Source organism: Halomonas sp. CnH100-B (genome assembly GCF_024124605.1).
Taxonomy (GTDB): Bacteria; Pseudomonadota; Gammaproteobacteria; order Pseudomonadales; family Halomonadaceae; genus Vreelandella.
In genome coordinates this window covers 244,541-260,068 of record NZ_JAMXRX010000002.1, presented here as the reverse complement: position 1 = coordinate 260,068, position 15,528 = coordinate 244,541, and the positions used below count along the sequence as shown (strand labels likewise).

The 15,528-nt window shown below is 59.1% G+C and carries 14 protein-coding genes; 4 read left to right on the top strand and 10 right to left on the bottom strand.

Annotation, left to right across the window (positions count from 1 at the left end):
• Position 1 precedes the first annotated feature (1 nt).
• The 4 genes from NH398_RS04725 to NH398_RS04710 form a co-directional block, all read right to left on the bottom strand.
• Complete coding sequence (locus tag NH398_RS04725; protein WP_253016913.1) at positions 2–1,063, bottom strand: HlyD family secretion protein; 1,062 nt, start codon at positions 1,061–1,063, stop codon at positions 2–4.
• A gap of 173 nt (positions 1,064–1,236) precedes the next feature.
• On the bottom strand, positions 1,237–1,776 hold the full coding sequence (locus NH398_RS04720) for a porin family protein (protein ID WP_253016911.1): 540 nt from the start codon (positions 1,774–1,776) through the stop codon (positions 1,237–1,239).
• A 151-nt stretch (positions 1,777–1,927) separates the two neighbouring features.
• Positions 1,928–2,437: a porin family protein gene (locus NH398_RS04715; protein ID WP_253016909.1), complete on the bottom strand. Its 510-nt coding sequence runs from the start codon at positions 2,435–2,437 to the stop codon at positions 1,928–1,930.
• A 130-nt stretch (positions 2,438–2,567) separates the two neighbouring features.
• Positions 2,568–3,488: a DMT family transporter gene (locus NH398_RS04710; RefSeq protein WP_253016907.1), complete on the bottom strand. Its 921-nt coding sequence runs from the start codon at positions 3,486–3,488 to the stop codon at positions 2,568–2,570.
• A gap of 152 nt (positions 3,489–3,640) precedes the next feature.
• Between NH398_RS04710 and NH398_RS04705 the strand changes: the two genes are divergently transcribed.
• Together NH398_RS04705 and pta are read left to right on the top strand one after the other, a co-directional pair.
• Positions 3,641–4,825 carry an acetate kinase gene (locus NH398_RS04705; protein ID WP_253016905.1) on the top strand — a complete coding sequence of 395 codons (1,185 nt, stop codon included), beginning with the start codon at positions 3,641–3,643 and terminating at the stop codon, positions 4,823–4,825.
• Positions 4,822–7,005 carry a phosphate acetyltransferase gene (gene pta / locus NH398_RS04700; protein WP_253016903.1) on the top strand — a complete coding sequence of 728 codons (2,184 nt, stop codon included), beginning with the start codon at positions 4,822–4,824 and terminating at the stop codon, positions 7,003–7,005. The genes NH398_RS04705 and pta overlap by 4 nt, the downstream gene beginning before the upstream one ends.
• A 98-nt stretch (positions 7,006–7,103) precedes the next feature.
• Here the strand turns inward: pta and cyoE are convergent, their stop codons facing one another.
• The 6 genes from cyoE to NH398_RS04670 all read right to left on the bottom strand — a co-directional run bounded on the left by cyoE (position 7,104) and on the right by NH398_RS04670 (position 13,057).
• The gene (gene cyoE / locus NH398_RS04695; protein WP_253016901.1) at positions 7,104–8,027 is read right to left on the bottom strand and encodes a heme o synthase; all 924 of its coding nucleotides are present in this window, start codon (positions 8,025–8,027) and stop codon (positions 7,104–7,106) included.
• Positions 7,985–8,311, bottom strand: a complete 327-nt coding sequence (gene cyoD / locus NH398_RS04690) for a cytochrome o ubiquinol oxidase subunit IV (RefSeq protein ID WP_044629017.1) — start codon at positions 8,309–8,311, stop codon at positions 7,985–7,987. Before cyoD ends, cyoE begins: the two co-directional genes overlap by 43 nt.
• A gap of 1 nt (position 8,312) precedes the next feature.
• A complete protein-coding gene (gene cyoC / locus NH398_RS04685) occupies positions 8,313–8,924 on the bottom strand; it encodes a cytochrome o ubiquinol oxidase subunit III (protein WP_159341399.1) in 612 nt (203 codons plus the stop codon).
• Positions 8,924–10,951 carry a cytochrome o ubiquinol oxidase subunit I gene (gene cyoB, locus NH398_RS04680; RefSeq protein ID WP_253016899.1) on the bottom strand — a complete coding sequence of 676 codons (2,028 nt, stop codon included), beginning with the start codon at positions 10,949–10,951 and terminating at the stop codon, positions 8,924–8,926. The genes cyoC and cyoB overlap by 1 nt, the downstream gene beginning before the upstream one ends.
• 2 nt (positions 10,952–10,953) lie before the next feature.
• Positions 10,954–12,000: a ubiquinol oxidase subunit II gene (gene cyoA, locus NH398_RS04675; protein WP_253016897.1), complete on the bottom strand. Its 1,047-nt coding sequence runs from the start codon at positions 11,998–12,000 to the stop codon at positions 10,954–10,956.
• A gap of 289 nt (positions 12,001–12,289) precedes the next feature.
• Complete coding sequence (locus NH398_RS04670) at positions 12,290–13,057, bottom strand: DeoR/GlpR family DNA-binding transcription regulator (RefSeq protein ID WP_159341396.1); 768 nt, start codon at positions 13,055–13,057, stop codon at positions 12,290–12,292.
• A 282-nt stretch (positions 13,058–13,339) separates the two neighbouring features.
• Here NH398_RS04670 and NH398_RS04665 point away from each other — a divergent pair, with 282 nt between their 5' ends.
• Positions 13,340–14,185, top strand: a complete 846-nt coding sequence (locus NH398_RS04665) for an outer membrane protein OmpK (protein ID WP_159341395.1) — start codon at positions 13,340–13,342, stop codon at positions 14,183–14,185.
• 34 nt (positions 14,186–14,219) lie between these two features.
• Complete coding sequence (locus tag NH398_RS04660; protein ID WP_159341394.1) at positions 14,220–15,503, top strand: NupC/NupG family nucleoside CNT transporter; 1,284 nt, start codon at positions 14,220–14,222, stop codon at positions 15,501–15,503.
• Positions 15,504–15,528: the final 25 nt, after the last annotated feature.

Genomic DNA, 15,528 nt, shown 5'->3' with positions numbered 1-15,528 from the left:
TCTAATAAACATAGTGCAGCCAGCTAATGAGATGCGCCTGCAGCCAAGCAAACGGCTTTGCCAAGGCGTGCTCGCCGGGCACTAATTGCACCGTGGCCCGCGCGCCGCTGGGCGGGAGTTCTTCCAGCGGTTCATCCAGCACGACGTGAATACGCACCCGCTGGGCGTCGCGCACCCATCGGTCAGAGGTAGGAATATCCACCAGTTGCCCGTCGGCGGCCTGCTGCCCTTCTCGCACACCGGCATCGAACGCGCTCACGTGGCCTGCAAAAATACGCCCCGGCAGCGCATCGAAGACGATCTTTGCGTCATCACCAGGGGCCACGTGGCGCAGGCTTTTTTCGCGAAAATCAGCCACCACGTCGACATTGCTGGCCACCAGCGCCACGGCTGGCTGGCCTGCCTGCACGTAATCCCCCGGCTGGAGCTGAAGGTTCGTCACTTCACCCGCTTCCCGCGCTCTAACCGTGGTACGCGCGATATCCAACTCGGCCTTCTCCAGCGCATTGTTAGCCTGGCGCAGCCGTAGGTTGGCATCGCCCTCTTCGCCTAGCTGTACTTCCAAACTATCGATTTGCGCACGAGCGGATGCTACGGCAGCTTGGGCCGTATGCTCAGCGGCCACTTGCTGTTCATACTGCTGGCGGGAGATACCCTGTCGCCCCAAAAGCGCCTCGGCACGGCGGCGCTCGCCGCTGCGCTCATCAAACGTGGCCTGAGCTGATGCCAGCGAGGCCCGCGCCGCCGCCAGTTCGGCGGTTAGCCGAGCGTTCTCCTGCTCAGCTTGCTCGCGATTCAACTCCGCCTGCTGCCGGGCAAGCTCGAACGGTGCCGGGTCCAGCCGAAACAGCACATCACCCGCTTCTACCCGCTGGTGGTCACGCACCACCACGTCTTTCACCGGCGCGCTTAGCTCCGGCGCAATCCGCGTCACGGGCCGCATCGCCCGCGCCTCCGGGGTCATGGGCATAAAACTATCGGCGAGTAAGAAATAAACAAACAGCACCACAAACGCCGCCAGGGCTATTTTCACCCAGCGGGTAAATCGTTGATCAGGGGTCATTAGCGTTTCTCGTTCACTGTTCCCAAACGGTCATGGCCCTTGGGTCGCGTTAGATGGAATACTTTAGTCTAACAAACTTATTAGCACGCTAACAATATGGATTTAAAAAACCCGCTGCCGAGTCTTGGCTCAGTCAGCGGGGTATGACGTAACCCGTTGTGGTCGCTGCTCGCTTAGAAGCGGTAGCGTAGGCCAATGCTGTAAGCGTCTAGATCATAGTCTGCTTGGCTCAGGTAACGAGTGACATCTGCGCTAATCGCCAGGGTGTCGGTGACATCGACTTCTGCGCCTGCACCGAAGGAAACGTCGTCATCGCGGCCGCTCTCGTTCAGGCCAAAACCACTGGCGGTTAGTTTGACTTCCGAATAGCCTAGAAGACCAAACAGGCGGGCGTTGTCGCGAAGCGGAACGATACCTTTCAAAAAACCGCCCACTAAGTAGTCCAGTTCAACGTCTAGCCCATAAATGTCGTCTGAGCCGCCAGTGGCCCCGTGAAACTCAACGGCCAAGTACTCATCCAGCTTCATGCCTGCCACCAAACGCAGGCCCACTGAATCATAGCTCTCGTCTATACCCTCAAAATCTAACGTCCATGCCATTGCGTCTGCGCCTACGTACCCCTCGGGGTAGCCCGCATCAAAGGACTGCGCATGGGCGGCGGCGCTCACGAGCAGAGTAGAGGCAATCGCAAGCGCTTTGGCTGATGTTTTCATGTTATTCCCTTGGTTTTAATACTTTTAGCGTCGTAAACAGCGGCGATACATTAACTAAAATTAATCGTCGTTGCAAAAAAACCCCGCTGCCGAGTCTTTGCTCAGTCAGCGGGGTCGTATTCCCTTGAAGCAGCGCTTGCGCGCTAGAACATCAGAAGCGGTAGCGAAGGCCTATGCTGGCCGCATCAAAATCGTAGGCGGATTCGTCCAGGTAGCGCATGTAATCGGCCCCAACGGAGACGTTCTGCGCAATGTCCATTTCGGCACCCGCACCGTAAGAGAGGCCGCTTTCGCGATTGTTGCTGATCTCGACTTCGGAGAAACCCGCAAGGCCATAGAGACGGAAGTTGGGCGCCACGGGGATGATGCCTTTGGCATACGCACCCGCTAGGTGGTCTAGATCGGCACCGCGATCCGAGCCGCCGGTGCCCAGGTGGCCTTCCAGGGCGAAGTAATCATTGAACTGAGCACCGCCGCGCAGGCGCAGGCCGACGTCGTCGCGGGAGTCGCCGCGCTCAGGGTTCAAGCTCCAAAACATGGCATCGCCACCCACGTATCCTTGTGGGTATTGGAAGGACTCTTGGGCTTGGGCGGATGCCGCGAACGCACCTGCACCCGCCAAAAGCGCTGCAGAGGTCAGTGATAGTACGGTCATCTTCATGGGGATCACCTCAGTTAAAAAACAGTGTTTCCTTACACTTCGAAGTGTGGCCCAGCCCCCTGAAGAACGCAATTCACCCGCTCACGCTTGCATCGAGTTTCCTTTTTTCTTGCGCTGTTCATGACGTTTTCTAGCGCCCTTTCGACAGGCTCAGTATGACGATGCCCCCGACCACCACCGCGCCGCCCACGAGCTGGCTAGGGCTGAGCATTTGCCCAAGCACCAGATAGGCGATTAGCAGCGACGCCACCGGCTCGAAATTCATCACCGGCGCGTTGCGGGCCATATCCAGCCGGGGCACGAAAATAAACAGAATCGAGAACCCGCTGCCGTAGAGCAGCGCCAGCAGCGTTAGCCCTACCCAGCCGGTGCTGTTGTCCGGCAGGCTCATACCGCCCGGCACAGCTCCTAAAAACCCACCAACGATCATGGCGATAAACACGGTTTGCATGGTCAGCAGGCTACGCAGCGTGCTGCCTACCCCGGCCAAACGATGCTCGGTCACCCACAGCGCACAGGCAAACGCGAACGCGGCAAATAACCCAAAGCCAATGCCTGCCAGCCACTCCGGCCCCATTGCATCGGCGTTGGCCACCCAACTGGGGATATCCAGCACCACCAACAGGCCAATCAAAATAGTGCCCATAATTAAGCAACTGCGCAGCGATGGCCGAGGCCCGCCCAGCGCCCAGCTAATGAGCGCCAGTTGAATAGGAAAGGTATTCACTAGCAGCAGCGCAATCACCACCGGCAAGCGCGCCACAGCGGAATATAAGCTGACACTTTGCAGGGTAATAAGAAGCCCCACCGCGAGCTGCCAGCGCCACGCTCCCGGAGGCAGCCAAAGGCGCTTTTTCTGAAGGATGACCAAAGAGAGCAGAATCAAGCAAGCCACGCCTGAGCGCATCAACACCGCCAGAAGCAGCCCCGTGCCGTTATCAAACGCCAACCGGGCTGAGACGTGGTTCGCAGCGAACATCGTCGCCACCGTCATCATCAGCAGAATGGCAAGATGACGGGGTAATAGGTTGGGGCTAGAAATCGAGGACATAGGAACAAAAGGGCTCACGATGGGTTATATAAGGAACAGGATGCCGACATTTTACATAGAAGGCTAACTAAATTCTTCGCTGATTTTCCGCGTCGCAGCATGTTAAACTAAAGTCTATCCCCTTACCTCCTAACTACGTTACAAAGGTTGTTATGAACGCACCGGTGCTGGTTATTAACTGTGGCTCTTCTTCTATTAAATACGCTTTGATCGATGCTGACCCGCAGGCACCACGCTTAGCCGGGCTAGCGGAGCGCTTAGGCAGCAGCGACGCCCGCTTGAAAGGTAAAAACAGCGCCGGTGAAAGCTTTACCCAGCCGCTGCCGAATGCTGACCATGCCGAAGCCCTCAACGCCATTCTGGAGCGTTTGGAAGGCCGCGTGCCGGGTGCCGTGGGCCACCGTATCGTTCACGGCGGCGAGCACTTCACCCAGGCTGCCCTCATTGATGACAGCGTCATCGAGGCCATCGAAACCACGGCAGCTTTAGCACCGCTGCATAACCCCGCTAACCTGGCGGGCATTGCTGCGACTCGCAAGGTGTTTCCGAAACTGCCGCAAGTGGCCGTGTTCGATACCGCCTTCCACCAAACGCTGCCGCCCCGCGCCTACCGTTACGCATTGCCGGAAGCGCTTTACACCGAGCACGGCATTCGCCGCTACGGTTTCCACGGTACCAGCCACGCCTTTGTGAGCCAGCGCGCTGGAGAGCTGAGTAGCCGTGGCGCGGGCGGCTGGCTGACAGCCCACCTGGGCAACGGCTGCTCTACTGCGGCGGTGTGGAACAACCAGAGCCTGGATACCAGCATGGGCCTGACCCCGCTGGAAGGCTTGGTAATGGGCACCCGCAGCGGCGACGTGGACCCCGGCCTGCATGCCCATCTGCATCGCCAGCTAGGCTGGTCGGTAGACGAGATCGACAACGTGCTTAACAAGCAGAGCGGCCTGCTGGGCCTTTCTGGCCTGACCAACGATATGCGCGAAGTCGAAGACCAAGCCATGGCCGGGCACCCTGGCGCTAAGTTGGCGTTAGACGTTTTCTGCTACCGCATCGCCAAGTCGTTGGCCGCGCTCTCCTGTGCACTGCCTACGCTCGATGGCGTGATCTTCACCGGCGGCATTGGCGAAAACTCGCCCATCGTGCGTCGTGAAGTGCTGGCCCTGCTGCCCCACTTTGGTTTCAGCTTAGATGAAGCGGCCAACGAAGCCACCATCCGTGGCAAAGAGGGCAGGTTGGATAGCGCCGGTCACCAAGGCCCGGAAGTGTGGGTAATCCCCACCGATGAAGAGGGCCGCATTGCCATGGAAACCCGCCACTGCGTGGAGACCCCTGAATGAACAGCTCCCCCGAGCAACCGCAAGCCATTCTCCTGGTACCCACCAACGTTGGTGCCGGGCTAACGTCCGCTTGTCTTGGGTTGATTCAAGCGCTCGACACCATCGGCTTGAAAGCCGGTTTTTTAAAGCCGTTCATGCAGAACGAGTTGAACGGCCCCGGCCTGGATCGTTCCACGGCGCTGGTATCGCGCACGCTAAGCCAGCGCCCGCCCTCGCCCATTTCCCAGGCGCGTTTAGAGCGACTGCTGCGCGACGACCAAACCGACGAGCTGATGGAAAACGTCATCGAGCTCTACGAGCAGGTGGTGCAGCAGGCCTACCGAGACGGCAGCGCGCTGGATCTGATCGTGGTGGAAGGCGTGGTGCCTACGCAGCACACCACCTACGCGACTCAAACCAATGCGCAGCTCGCTCACGCTCTAAACGCGCGAATCATTCTGGTGGGCACTGGGGATCTCAACGAACCCCAGGCGCTGGCCGAAGAGTTGGATATGCACGCCCGCAGTTTTGGCGGCGTCAGCTCTAGCCGCACCCTGGGCGGCATCTTGATGCGCATGAAGAACCTGCCCTACGGCCAGGAAGATGACCTTTCTGCCGCGCCGGGCACCATCAAACCGCAGCTGGAAGAGCCGGTACTCAACGAGCTGCGCCGCTACTCCCCGGCACTGGCCACCGACCGTTTCCACCTGATTGGCGTAGTGCCTTACAGCAAAACCCTGAGTGCCCCGCGCACGCTGGACGTGGCCCGGGCGCTGAATGCCAAGGTGCTCAACGAGGGCGAAGCCGCCAGCCGCCGCGTGCTCTCTACCAGCCTGTGCGCCCGAAGTGCGGCCAACGCGCTGCATATCTTCACCCCGGGCAGCTTGGTCGTGGCCTCCGGCGACCGTGACGACGTGGTGCTGGCCTCCGCGCTGGCGACCATGAACGGCACCCAGCTGGCGGGCGTGCTGCTCACCAACGGCTTCTTGCCCAACGAGGGCATGATCGAGATGTGCCGCCCGGCGCTGAAAACCGGCCTGCCGGTGCTGGCGGTAGAAACCGACAGCCTGACCACGGCGCAGAACCTGAGCCAGCTCAGCACTGAAATCCCCATGGATGACTTCGAGCGCGCCGAGCAGGTGGCCCGCTACGTGGCTGCCCACATGGATTTGGAGTGGCTGAAAGCCAAGCTGAGCCGTGGCTACACCCGCCGCCTTTCGCCCTCAGCGTTCCGCCACCAGTTGGTGAAGCTCGCTCAGCAGGCCAAAAAGCGCATCGTGCTGCCGGAAGGCGACGAGCCGCGCACCATCGAAGCGGCAATCATCTGCCAGCGCCGCGGCATTGCCGACTGCGTGCTGTTGGGCAAACGGGAAGATATCGAGAGCGTCGCCCATCACCGTGGCCTCACGCTGCCCGATGCGCTGACCATCATCGACCCGGAAAGCACCCGCGCCAGCTACATTGGCCCGATGGTGGAGCGCCGTCGCGGCAAGCTCAACGAGCTGACCGCCGAAGCGCAGCTTCAGGATAACGTGGTGCTGGGCACCATGATGCTGCAGCTTGATGAAGTGGATGGCCTGGTGTCTGGCGCGGTTCACACCACCGCCAACACCGTTCGCCCAGCGTTTCAGCTGATCAAAACGGCCCCTGAGTACAATCAGGTGTCGTCGATCTTCTTTATGCTACTGCCGGAACAGGTGGTGGTGTACGGCGACTGCGCGGTGAACCCAGACCCGGACGCCGAAACCCTGGCAGAGATCGCCCTGCAGAGCGCTCGCTCTGCCGAGGCGTTTGGCATCGAGCCGCGCGTGGCGATGATCAGCTACTCCACCGGCGACTCCGGCACCGGTGCGGATGTGGACAAAGTGCGCGAAGCCACTCGCATCGCCAAAGAGCGCGCGCCGCATCTAGCCATCGACGGCCCGCTGCAGTACGACGCCGCCGCCATCGAGAGCGTAGGCAAGCAAAAAGCCCCCGACTCCCCCGTGGCAGGCAAGGCCACCGTGTTCGTGTTCCCCGACCTTAACACCGGCAACACCACCTACAAAGCGGTGCAGCGCAGCGCCCGCGTGGTGAGCGTTGGCCCGATGCTGCAGGGTCTGAACAAGCCGGTAAACGACCTCTCCCGTGGCGCGCTGGTGGACGACATCGTCTACACCATCGCTCTCACCGCGATTCAGGCCAGCCAGCGGGAAAGCTAGCCACTCGCCGCGTGCTATACGCGCTAAAAGCAACGCCCCGAACAGTGAACTGTTCGGGGCGTTTTAGGTTTTGCGTCAGGTTGAATCGTTGGGATGCATCACGCCCACATGGGCACCATGGCTTCCAGCACCATCACTAAGCTCATGGCGGTAATGGTCAGAATCGACACGCCGAACACCTTCTTCGCCCAGCGAACGTCGTCCTCTAGCCGGTAGCCGCATAGCGCCAGATAAAGCCAGTAACCACCCATGGTGAGCGCTACACATAGGTAGCCTGCGCCTGCTTGGCTAGCCAGCACCAGCGCCAGTGACGCAGGAATGAACGCCACGATATAGCCCAGAATATGGTGCTTGGCCCGCTTAATGCCGTGCACCACCGGCAGCACCGGGATGGAGGCGCGACGGTAATCCGCATAGCGGAAAATCGCGATGGCGTAGGAGTGCGGCATCTGCCACAGGCAGAAAATCACTAGCAGCATGAACGCGCCGCTGTCGAACTGTCCTGTGACCGCGCAGTAGCCCACCACCGGCGGCATCGCGCCGGAAAGGCTGCCCACCAGCGTGCCGTACTCGGAGTGGCGCTTCATATAGAGGCTGTACACTCCCACATACACGCCCCAGCCGATTACTGCCAGCGCCACCGTTAAGCCGTTGGTACCCAGCGCCAAGCAGACCACGCCGGCCACCCCCAACAGCGCTGAAATCCCCAGCGCCTGGGTGATCGAGATGCGGCCCTTGGCCAGCGGGCGATGGCGCGTACGCGCCATCAGTGCATCGATATCCCGATCAATCACGTTGTTGCAGGCGCAGCCCGAGGCGATGACCAGGGCAATGCCCATCATCACCGAGGCAAAGGTGACCCAATCGAAGGTACCGTGGGCGGCTAGGAAGTAGCCGCCCAAGGTCGCAATCAGATTGCCACCGATGATCCCCGGCTTGGTGAGCGCCAGCACGTCGCGCCAGCGGCTCGGTGCCACGTTCAGCCGATCATCATGTTGAGATGCAGATGCTGCATGATCCATAACGAGCCCCCTACCACCAGGACGAGTATCGTCAGTGTGAAAACGAAGGACATGACGTTCCAGCCTTCGTCGGCCTTGGTATTCATATGCATAAACATGACCAGCTGAACCAAAATCTGCAGCACGGCTGTTATAGCGATGACCACCACCGTCGTGGCGGTGCTTAACGCACCGCTCATAACGACCGCGAACGGAATCACGGTTAGCACTAAAGATAGCAGAAGCCCCGTCACATACGATTTAACGCTGCCGTGGGATGACGTTGAAGATGATGAATGGCTCATGTCACAGCACTCCCATCAGATAAACGAACGAGAACACGCAGATCCACACGATGTCCAGGAAGTGCCAAAACAGGCTGAGGCACAGAATCCGTGGACGCGTCATCGGGGTGATGCCCTTGGTCGAAAGCTGCACCAACATCACCAGAATCCACACCAAACCAACGGTGACGTGAAGGCCGTGGGTGCCGACCAGGGTAAAGAACGACGAGAGGAACGCGCTCTGATCAGGGCCGTAGCCCTGATGAATCAGATGCTGAAACTCGTACACTTCCATGCCGACGAACGCGGCACCCAGCAGGAAGGTGATCGCCAGCCACGCTTTTACTTGGCCGACGCGCTCGGCGTTCATCGCCAGCACGCCCATACCAAAGGTGAAGCTACTGAACAGCAGCAGGAAGGTTTCCACCAGCACGAAGGGCAGCTCGAAGATATCCGCCGCCGTGGGACCGGCAGCCGTGCCTTTCATCAGCACGGCGTAGGTAGCGAACAGTGACCCGAAGATCACCAGGTCACTCATCAAGTAGACCCAGAAGCCAAACACTTTCGTGCCGGTCGCGTCGTGGTGCTCATGGGGCTCGGCTGCGGCGCCATGATGTAGGGTATCGGTGGCCATTACACTCGTGCCTCCACATAGTTGGTCTGTTCACGATCAGACGCTGCGCTACTCGGCGCAGAGGTTTTGCGCTTTTCGTGCTCGCGCTCGATGCGCGCCACTTCAGCGGCGGGCACGTAATAGTCGATATCTTCGTTGAATACACGTGCTAGGAAACTTACCACCGCACCCAGCGCGCCGACGGCGGCCAGCCACCAGATATGCCACACCAGCGCAAAGCCTAGAATCAGCGCGAAGAAGCTGATGACCGGCCCCGCCACGGTGTTACGCGGCATGTGAATATCGGTGTAGGGCGCTTCGTCCAACTGCTCGTTACCCCGCTGCTTTTGCGACCAGAAGCTGTCGATATCACCGACTTCCGGCAGGCGCGCGAAGTTGTAGAACGGCGCAGGCGACGAGGTCGACCACTCCAGCGTGCGGCCATCCCAGGGGTCGCCGGTCAGGTCGGCATTCAGATTGCGGTCGCGGATGCTGACCCAGAACTGAATGATGGTGCAGGCAATCCCCATCATGATGATCACGGCACCTACCCAAGCCAGAATCATCCAGGGTTGCCACTCAGGATTCGCGTAGGACTGCATACGGCGCACGGCACCGAAGAAGCTCAGCACGTAGAGCGGCATGAACGCGACGTAGAAGCCGATGAACCAGCACCAGAACGAGCGCTTGCCCCACTTCTCGCTCAGCGTGAAGCCGAACGCTTTGGGGAACCAGTAGGTCAGGCCCGCCATCATGCCGAATACCACGCCGCCAATGATCACGTTATGGAAGTGGGCAATGACGAACAGGCTGTTGTGCAGCACGAAGTTAGCCGCCGGGAGCGCCAGCATCACGCCGGTCATACCGCCTAGGGTAAAGGTGATGATGAAGCCAAGGGTCCACAGCACCGGCGAGGTCAGCTCAAGGCTGCCGCGGAAAATGGTAAACAGCCAGTTGAACACCTTCACCCCGGTGGGGATGGCAATGATCATTGTCATGATGCCGAAGAAGGCGTTCACGTTGGCACCAGCACCCATGGTGAAGAAGTGGTGCAGCCACACGATAAACGACAGCAGCGTGATGGCCACCGTGGCCCAGACCATGGTTTTGTAACCAAACAGACGCTTGCGCGCGAAGGTGGCGATGACTTCAGAGAACACGCCAAAGGCCGGCAGAATCAGGATGTACACTTCCGGGTGACCCCAGGCCCAAATGAGGTTGACGTACATCATCATGTTGCCGCCAAAGTCATTGGTGAAGAAGTGCATACCGAAGTAGCGGTCAAGCGTTAGCAGCGCGATGGTCGCGGTCAGAATCGGGAACGAGGCAATGATCAGGACGTTGGCGCACAGCGACGTCCAGGTAAAAATCGGCATGCGGAACAGGGTCATGCCTTTGGTGCGCATTTTCAGAATGGTAACGAAGAAGTTGATGCCGGTGAGCGTGGTGCCTATCCCGGATATTTGCAGTGCCCATATCCAGTAATCGACCCCCACCCCAGGGCTAAACTCTATCCCCGATAAAGGCGCGTAAGCGAGCCAGCCGGTTTTGGCGAACTCCCCTACCACGAGGGAAATATTGACCAAAATCGCCGACACGGCGAACAGCCAGAAACTCAGGTTATTCAAAAACGGGAAAGCAACGTCGCGGGCGCCGATTTGCAGGGGCACCACCAGGTTCATCAGACCGATGACCATGGGCATCGCAACGAAGAAGATCATGATCACGCCGTGGGCGGTAAAGATCTGATCGTAGTGTTCAGGAGGGAGATAACCTGCGGCCCCACCGGCCGCCATGGCCAGTTGCGTCCGCATCATGATCGCATCGGCAAAGCCGCGAAGCAGCATGACCAAGGCCACCACGAAGTACATGATGCCGAGCTTTTTGTGGTCGACGGAGGTAAACCACTCGTTCCACAGCCAGCCCCATTTACGGTAGTACGTCAGTGCGCCCAGTAGCGCGGCACCCCCAATCGCCATGAAGGCGGCAACGACCATAATGATCGGTTCGTGATACGGAATTGCTTCTAACGTGAGTTTTCCAAACATGCTTAACCCCCCGCTTCAACGCTTGTGGGATGGCCGCCCAAGGCGTGGTCATCACCTGCATGCTGATTGGTAACGTGGCCGATCGCGGCCTGCTGTTGAGAAGCGCTGGCGCTCTCTAGCTCGCTGGATTCGCCATGGCTATCGTGGGTATCACTGATGGTGTCACCGTGGTTTGCATGACCACCGTGCCCACTGCCGTCACCACTGTGGAAGCTGCTGACGATCGACTCATACAGCTCGGGCGTGACCGCCGAGAAGTACTCCACCGGGTGATACTCCGTCGGCTGCGCCAAGGCTTCGTAACCATCCGGGAAGGTCAGGGTGTCATCAGTCGCACGCACGTTTTCCACCCAGGCATCGAATTCCGCCGGAGAGGTGACGTGGGCATCGAAGGTCATCCCAGAGAAGCCAGCACCGCTGTAGTTGGTGGAACGGCCGGGGTAGACGCCCTCTTCGTCGGCAATCAGGTGAACGTCGTTATCCATGCCCGCCATGGCGTAAATCTGGCTGCCTAAGCGTGGAATGAAGAAGGCGTTCATTACCGAGCCAGAACTCACTCGGAAGCGCACCGGGGTATCTACCGGGAAGGCCAGTTCATTGACGCTAGCAATGCCCTGTTCGGGGTAGATGAACAGCCACTTCCAATCCAGCGCGACGGCTTGGATCTCCATGGGTTCCACGTCGCTTTCCAGCGGTTTGTGGGGGTCCAGGCTGTGGGAGGTTTTAAAGGTGAGAAAGGCGAGTACGGCAATGATCAAGCAGGGCACGGTCCAAACGGCCGCTTCGATGGCGTTGGAGTGCGCCCAGTCCGGCAGATACTTGGCGACGCGGTTACTGCGCCGGTAGCGCCAGCCAAACAGCAGCGTCATCACGATGACCGGAATGACCACGATCAGCATCAGCCCAAAGGAGGTCAAAATCAGCGAGCGTTGCTCGACGCCAATCTGCCCCTTGGGATCCAGCAATGCAGAACTGCAGCCCGTTAACAGCAAGCACAATACGACGAGCACAAAGGTGCCTCGCCTGCGCCAGTGGGTAGGTAGTTGCATGGTGTGATCTCATCAGAGAGTTGTCTAAAACAGCCTGCTGCTTGGCGGACGTGTAGCCAACTAAGTAGCAAGCTAACTATCACCCCATACTTTTCCCAGAACAGTGAGCGCAACTGCGTTGCTCCGGGAAAAATATGCGCCACCTTATGGGGTTGGTGGCGAGCCTTGGCCGTGCACCTTGCGTGCATCAACTAAGACTAAAGTATTTTCTATTGATCTGGGTCAATCAGAAAGAGACGTTATGCCGCACCCTGCGCACCCGTTGGGTGCCAAGCAGCATCCTCTCTGTTTAGGCGAGCGTGACGCTCAAGGTGGGCAGTGGATGGCGCTCCAGCAGGCCAGGGGCTCGCTCATCGTCAGTGACGACGATATCGAAATCCTCCAGCGAGGCAAAATAGGCCGGGCGCACCACGCCAAATTTGCTGGCATCGACCACCAACAGCCGCTGCATCGCCGTGGCAATGGCCGCTTGTTTGGGCCCGACTTCATGAAAATGAAAGCAGCTTACGCCTCGTTCGCAATCCACGCCTGCGGCAGAGATCAGCGCCTTGTTAATGCCTAAGCGCTCGATGGCGGCGCCCATACCGTCGCTGCCAAACGATTGGGAGGAGGCATAGAACAGCCCGCCCAGCAGCACCAGGCGCACGTTGGGCAACCCGGCCACGGCGTTGGCCACGTTGAGCGCATACGTCACTACGGTTAATTCGCGGAAGCGGCTGAGCTGGCCCAGCAGCGGAATCAGTGTGGAGCCGCAGTCGATGAACAGCGTATCGCCCTCTTCGATAAAGCTGGCTGCACGCTGGCAAAGCCGCTGCTTCACTTGGTAGTGACTCGCCTGTTGTTCGGTCAAATCATACACCGGCGTCACGCCCGGGTAGCTGGCCATCACCAGCCGCCCACCCAGCAGACTAATGGCTGACGGCTGCGTTGAAAGATCCCGACGAATGGTCATTTCGGAGACGCCGCACAGCTCGGCGGCATCGCGAAGATGCAGCGTTCCCCCGCTAGCCAACGCTTCTTGCAACATCGCCATGCGCTGTGCGCTCCGATCGTTCATGTCCGGCATCTCCTTATGATTCATTTTGTTATCAGCACTAAGCCCTACCAGGCGCTCTATGCTGAGCTAGCCCCTCGCTGATTTCCACTGCTACGCACGTTTATCACCCGCACATGATGCGCTTATCACATTTAAATAGCGTTGATGTGACAATACTTGCAAATCAACGTTAAAAAAATAACACTCAATGTTATAATTTTAACATCAACGCCAGCCCACACGACCCATAACGTCGGAACGCCAGCCCCTCTGGCCCCGAGATACAAACCTGTTGAGGCTTCCATGACTGCTCTATCCCACTCTCGTTCTTCTTCGTTCGTCACGCTTGGCGCTGGCGTTTTACTGGCCAGTGCTGCCGTAGCAACCCCTGCGTTTGCCGACGATGCCGAGCCGCAAACCCTCGACCGTCTGTGGTCGTTTGCCAACGTTTCAGTCAACTACCTGGACTGGTCGAACGGCACCGAAGCACGCACCGCCAGCAACGCGGCGAAAAGCGACTTTACGTTCGTTGAAATCGAAGGCGGCGTCGGCTTTAGCTGGGGCGAATTCTACGGCTTCTTCGATTTCGAGAACCCGACCAACGACCAGTTCGACCAAGCCAGCGGCGGTAAAGACAACTTCCGTACTGCGGGTAAAGTGACCTCTCACATCTACTTGGGCGACAGCCCGCTGTCGATTTATGCCCACCTGTACGATTTCCGCGACTACGGCTACGAGTCTCGCGAGCAAGACCAAATTCTCGGCTTGGGGTATCGCACCACGTTCGACAACGGCCTGTGGTTCAAACCGTTCATCGGTGCAGCCCGTGTGCAGAGCAATAGCTACACCGGCATGAACGGCTTCATGGCTGGCTGGGTCGCAGGCTACGACTTTACCGCCCTGAACCAAAACTTCAGCGTGACCAACTGGCACGAGCAGACCTTCGGCCGCGACGACGAGTACCTGACTCAGAACTACGTGGGCGACAAAGCAGGCAGCGTCGGTACCAACGGTGCGCTGAGCCTGTGGTGGCACCCGTCCGATCTGATCACGACGGGCGTGCAGTACCGCTACTCAGAGAATAAACTGGGCACCCCGGACGCTTATCAAAACGCGATGATCTACTCAGTGAAGTTGAACTTACTGTAATCGCTCACACTCCTCACGATCCGAAGGTACTCCCATGACCCTCATCATGAGCTTGGTTGGTATGGTCACCCTGGTGGCCATCGCCCTGATCTTCTCTTACGACCGCAAGTCGATTCGGCTGCGCACCGTGCTGGGTGCCTTCGCCATCCAGGCCGGTATTGGCGCGTTCGTGCTGTACGTGCCGTTCGGCCAGGCGGTGCTTCAGGCCATCTCGGCAGGCGTTAGCCAGGTACTGGTGTACGCCAACGACGGTATCGGCTTCCTGTTTGGCGGCTTGGCCGATGTGGAAAACGTCGGTTTCGTGTTTGCCATCAAGGTACTGCCGGTCATCATCTTCTTCTCGTCGCTGATTGCCGTGCTCTACTACCTGGGCATCATGCAGTGGGTCATTCGGATTCTGGGCGGCGCGCTGCAAAAAGCACTGGGCACCTCACGTACCGAATCGCTCTCCGCGACAGCGAACATCTTCGTCGGCCAAACCGAAGCACCGCTGGTGGTGCGTCCGTTCATTGCCCGCATGACGCCTTCGCAGCTATTTGCGGTGATGTGTGGCGGCTTGGCATCGGTAGCCGGTTCCGTTTTGGCGGGCTACGCGGCGCTGGGTATTCCGATGGAGTACTTGGTCGCGGCCTCTTTCATGGCGGCGCCGGGTGGCCTGCTGTTCGCCAAGCTGATCATGCCGGAAACCCAAGACGCTGAAGACAGCGACAGCGTTTCCAAGGTCGATGAAGAGCTGAAAGAGCAGGACGACAAACCCACCAACGTGCTGGATGCAGCGGCCTCCGGTGCAACGTCTGGCCTAATGCTGGCAGCCAACGTCGGTGCGATGCTGCTGGCGTTCATTGGCCTGATCGCGCTGATCAACGGCATTTTAGGTGGCGTTGGCGGCTGGTTCGGCTTTGAATCGCTGAGCCTTGAGCTGATTCTCGGCTGGCTGTTTGCGCCGCTGGCCTTCCTGCTGGGCGTGCCCTGGGAAGAGGCGACCCTGGCGGGTTCGTTCATCGGCCAGAAGCTGGTGGTCAACGAGTTCGTGGCCTACATCAACCTGGCCCCCTATATCGATGGGGAACAGGTGGTGGCGGCAACGGGTCAGATGATGACCCCGCACACCATGGCGATTCTCTCCTTTGCCCTGTGCGGCTTTGCCAACCTGTCGTCCATTGCGATTCTGCTGGGCGGCCTGGGTAGCATTGCCCCCACGCGTCGCAAGGAGATTGCCCGCTTCGGTGTGAAAGCCGTCTTGGCCGGTACGCTCTCTAACTTGATGTCTGCTTCCATCGCCGGCTTCTTCATTGCGCTGAGCAACGTCACGGCGTAACGCAGCGAGTACGACACCATGCAAC

Coding starts and splice junctions, on each gene's coding strand:
- cyoD (WP_044629017.1), bottom strand. CDS start 8,311: ATGAGCCATTCATCATCTTCAACGTCATCCCACGGCAGCGTTAAATCG.
- NH398_RS04715 (WP_253016909.1), bottom strand. CDS start 2,437: ATGAAGATGACCGTACTATCACTGACCTCTGCAGCGCTTTTGGCGGGT.
- pta (WP_253016903.1), top strand. CDS start 4,822: ATGAACAGCTCCCCCGAGCAACCGCAAGCCATTCTCCTGGTACCCACC.
- NH398_RS04710 (WP_253016907.1), bottom strand. CDS start 3,488: ATGTCCTCGATTTCTAGCCCCAACCTATTACCCCGTCATCTTGCCATT.
- cyoA (WP_253016897.1), bottom strand. CDS start 12,000: ATGCAACTACCTACCCACTGGCGCAGGCGAGGCACCTTTGTGCTCGTC.
- cyoC (WP_159341399.1), bottom strand. CDS start 8,924: ATGGCCACCGATACCCTACATCATGGCGCCGCAGCCGAGCCCCATGAG.
- cyoB (WP_253016899.1), bottom strand. CDS start 10,951: ATGTTTGGAAAACTCACGTTAGAAGCAATTCCGTATCACGAACCGATC.
- NH398_RS04720 (WP_253016911.1), bottom strand. CDS start 1,776: ATGAAAACATCAGCCAAAGCGCTTGCGATTGCCTCTACTCTGCTCGTG.
- NH398_RS04660 (WP_159341394.1), top strand. CDS start 14,220: ATGACCCTCATCATGAGCTTGGTTGGTATGGTCACCCTGGTGGCCATC.
- cyoE (WP_253016901.1), bottom strand. CDS start 8,027: ATGGATCATGCAGCATCTGCATCTCAACATGATGATCGGCTGAACGTG.
- NH398_RS04705 (WP_253016905.1), top strand. CDS start 3,641: ATGAACGCACCGGTGCTGGTTATTAACTGTGGCTCTTCTTCTATTAAA.
- NH398_RS04665 (WP_159341395.1), top strand. CDS start 13,340: ATGACTGCTCTATCCCACTCTCGTTCTTCTTCGTTCGTCACGCTTGGC.
- NH398_RS04670 (WP_159341396.1), bottom strand. CDS start 13,057: ATGAACGATCGGAGCGCACAGCGCATGGCGATGTTGCAAGAAGCGTTG.
- NH398_RS04725 (WP_253016913.1), bottom strand. CDS start 1,063: ATGACCCCTGATCAACGATTTACCCGCTGGGTGAAAATAGCCCTGGCG.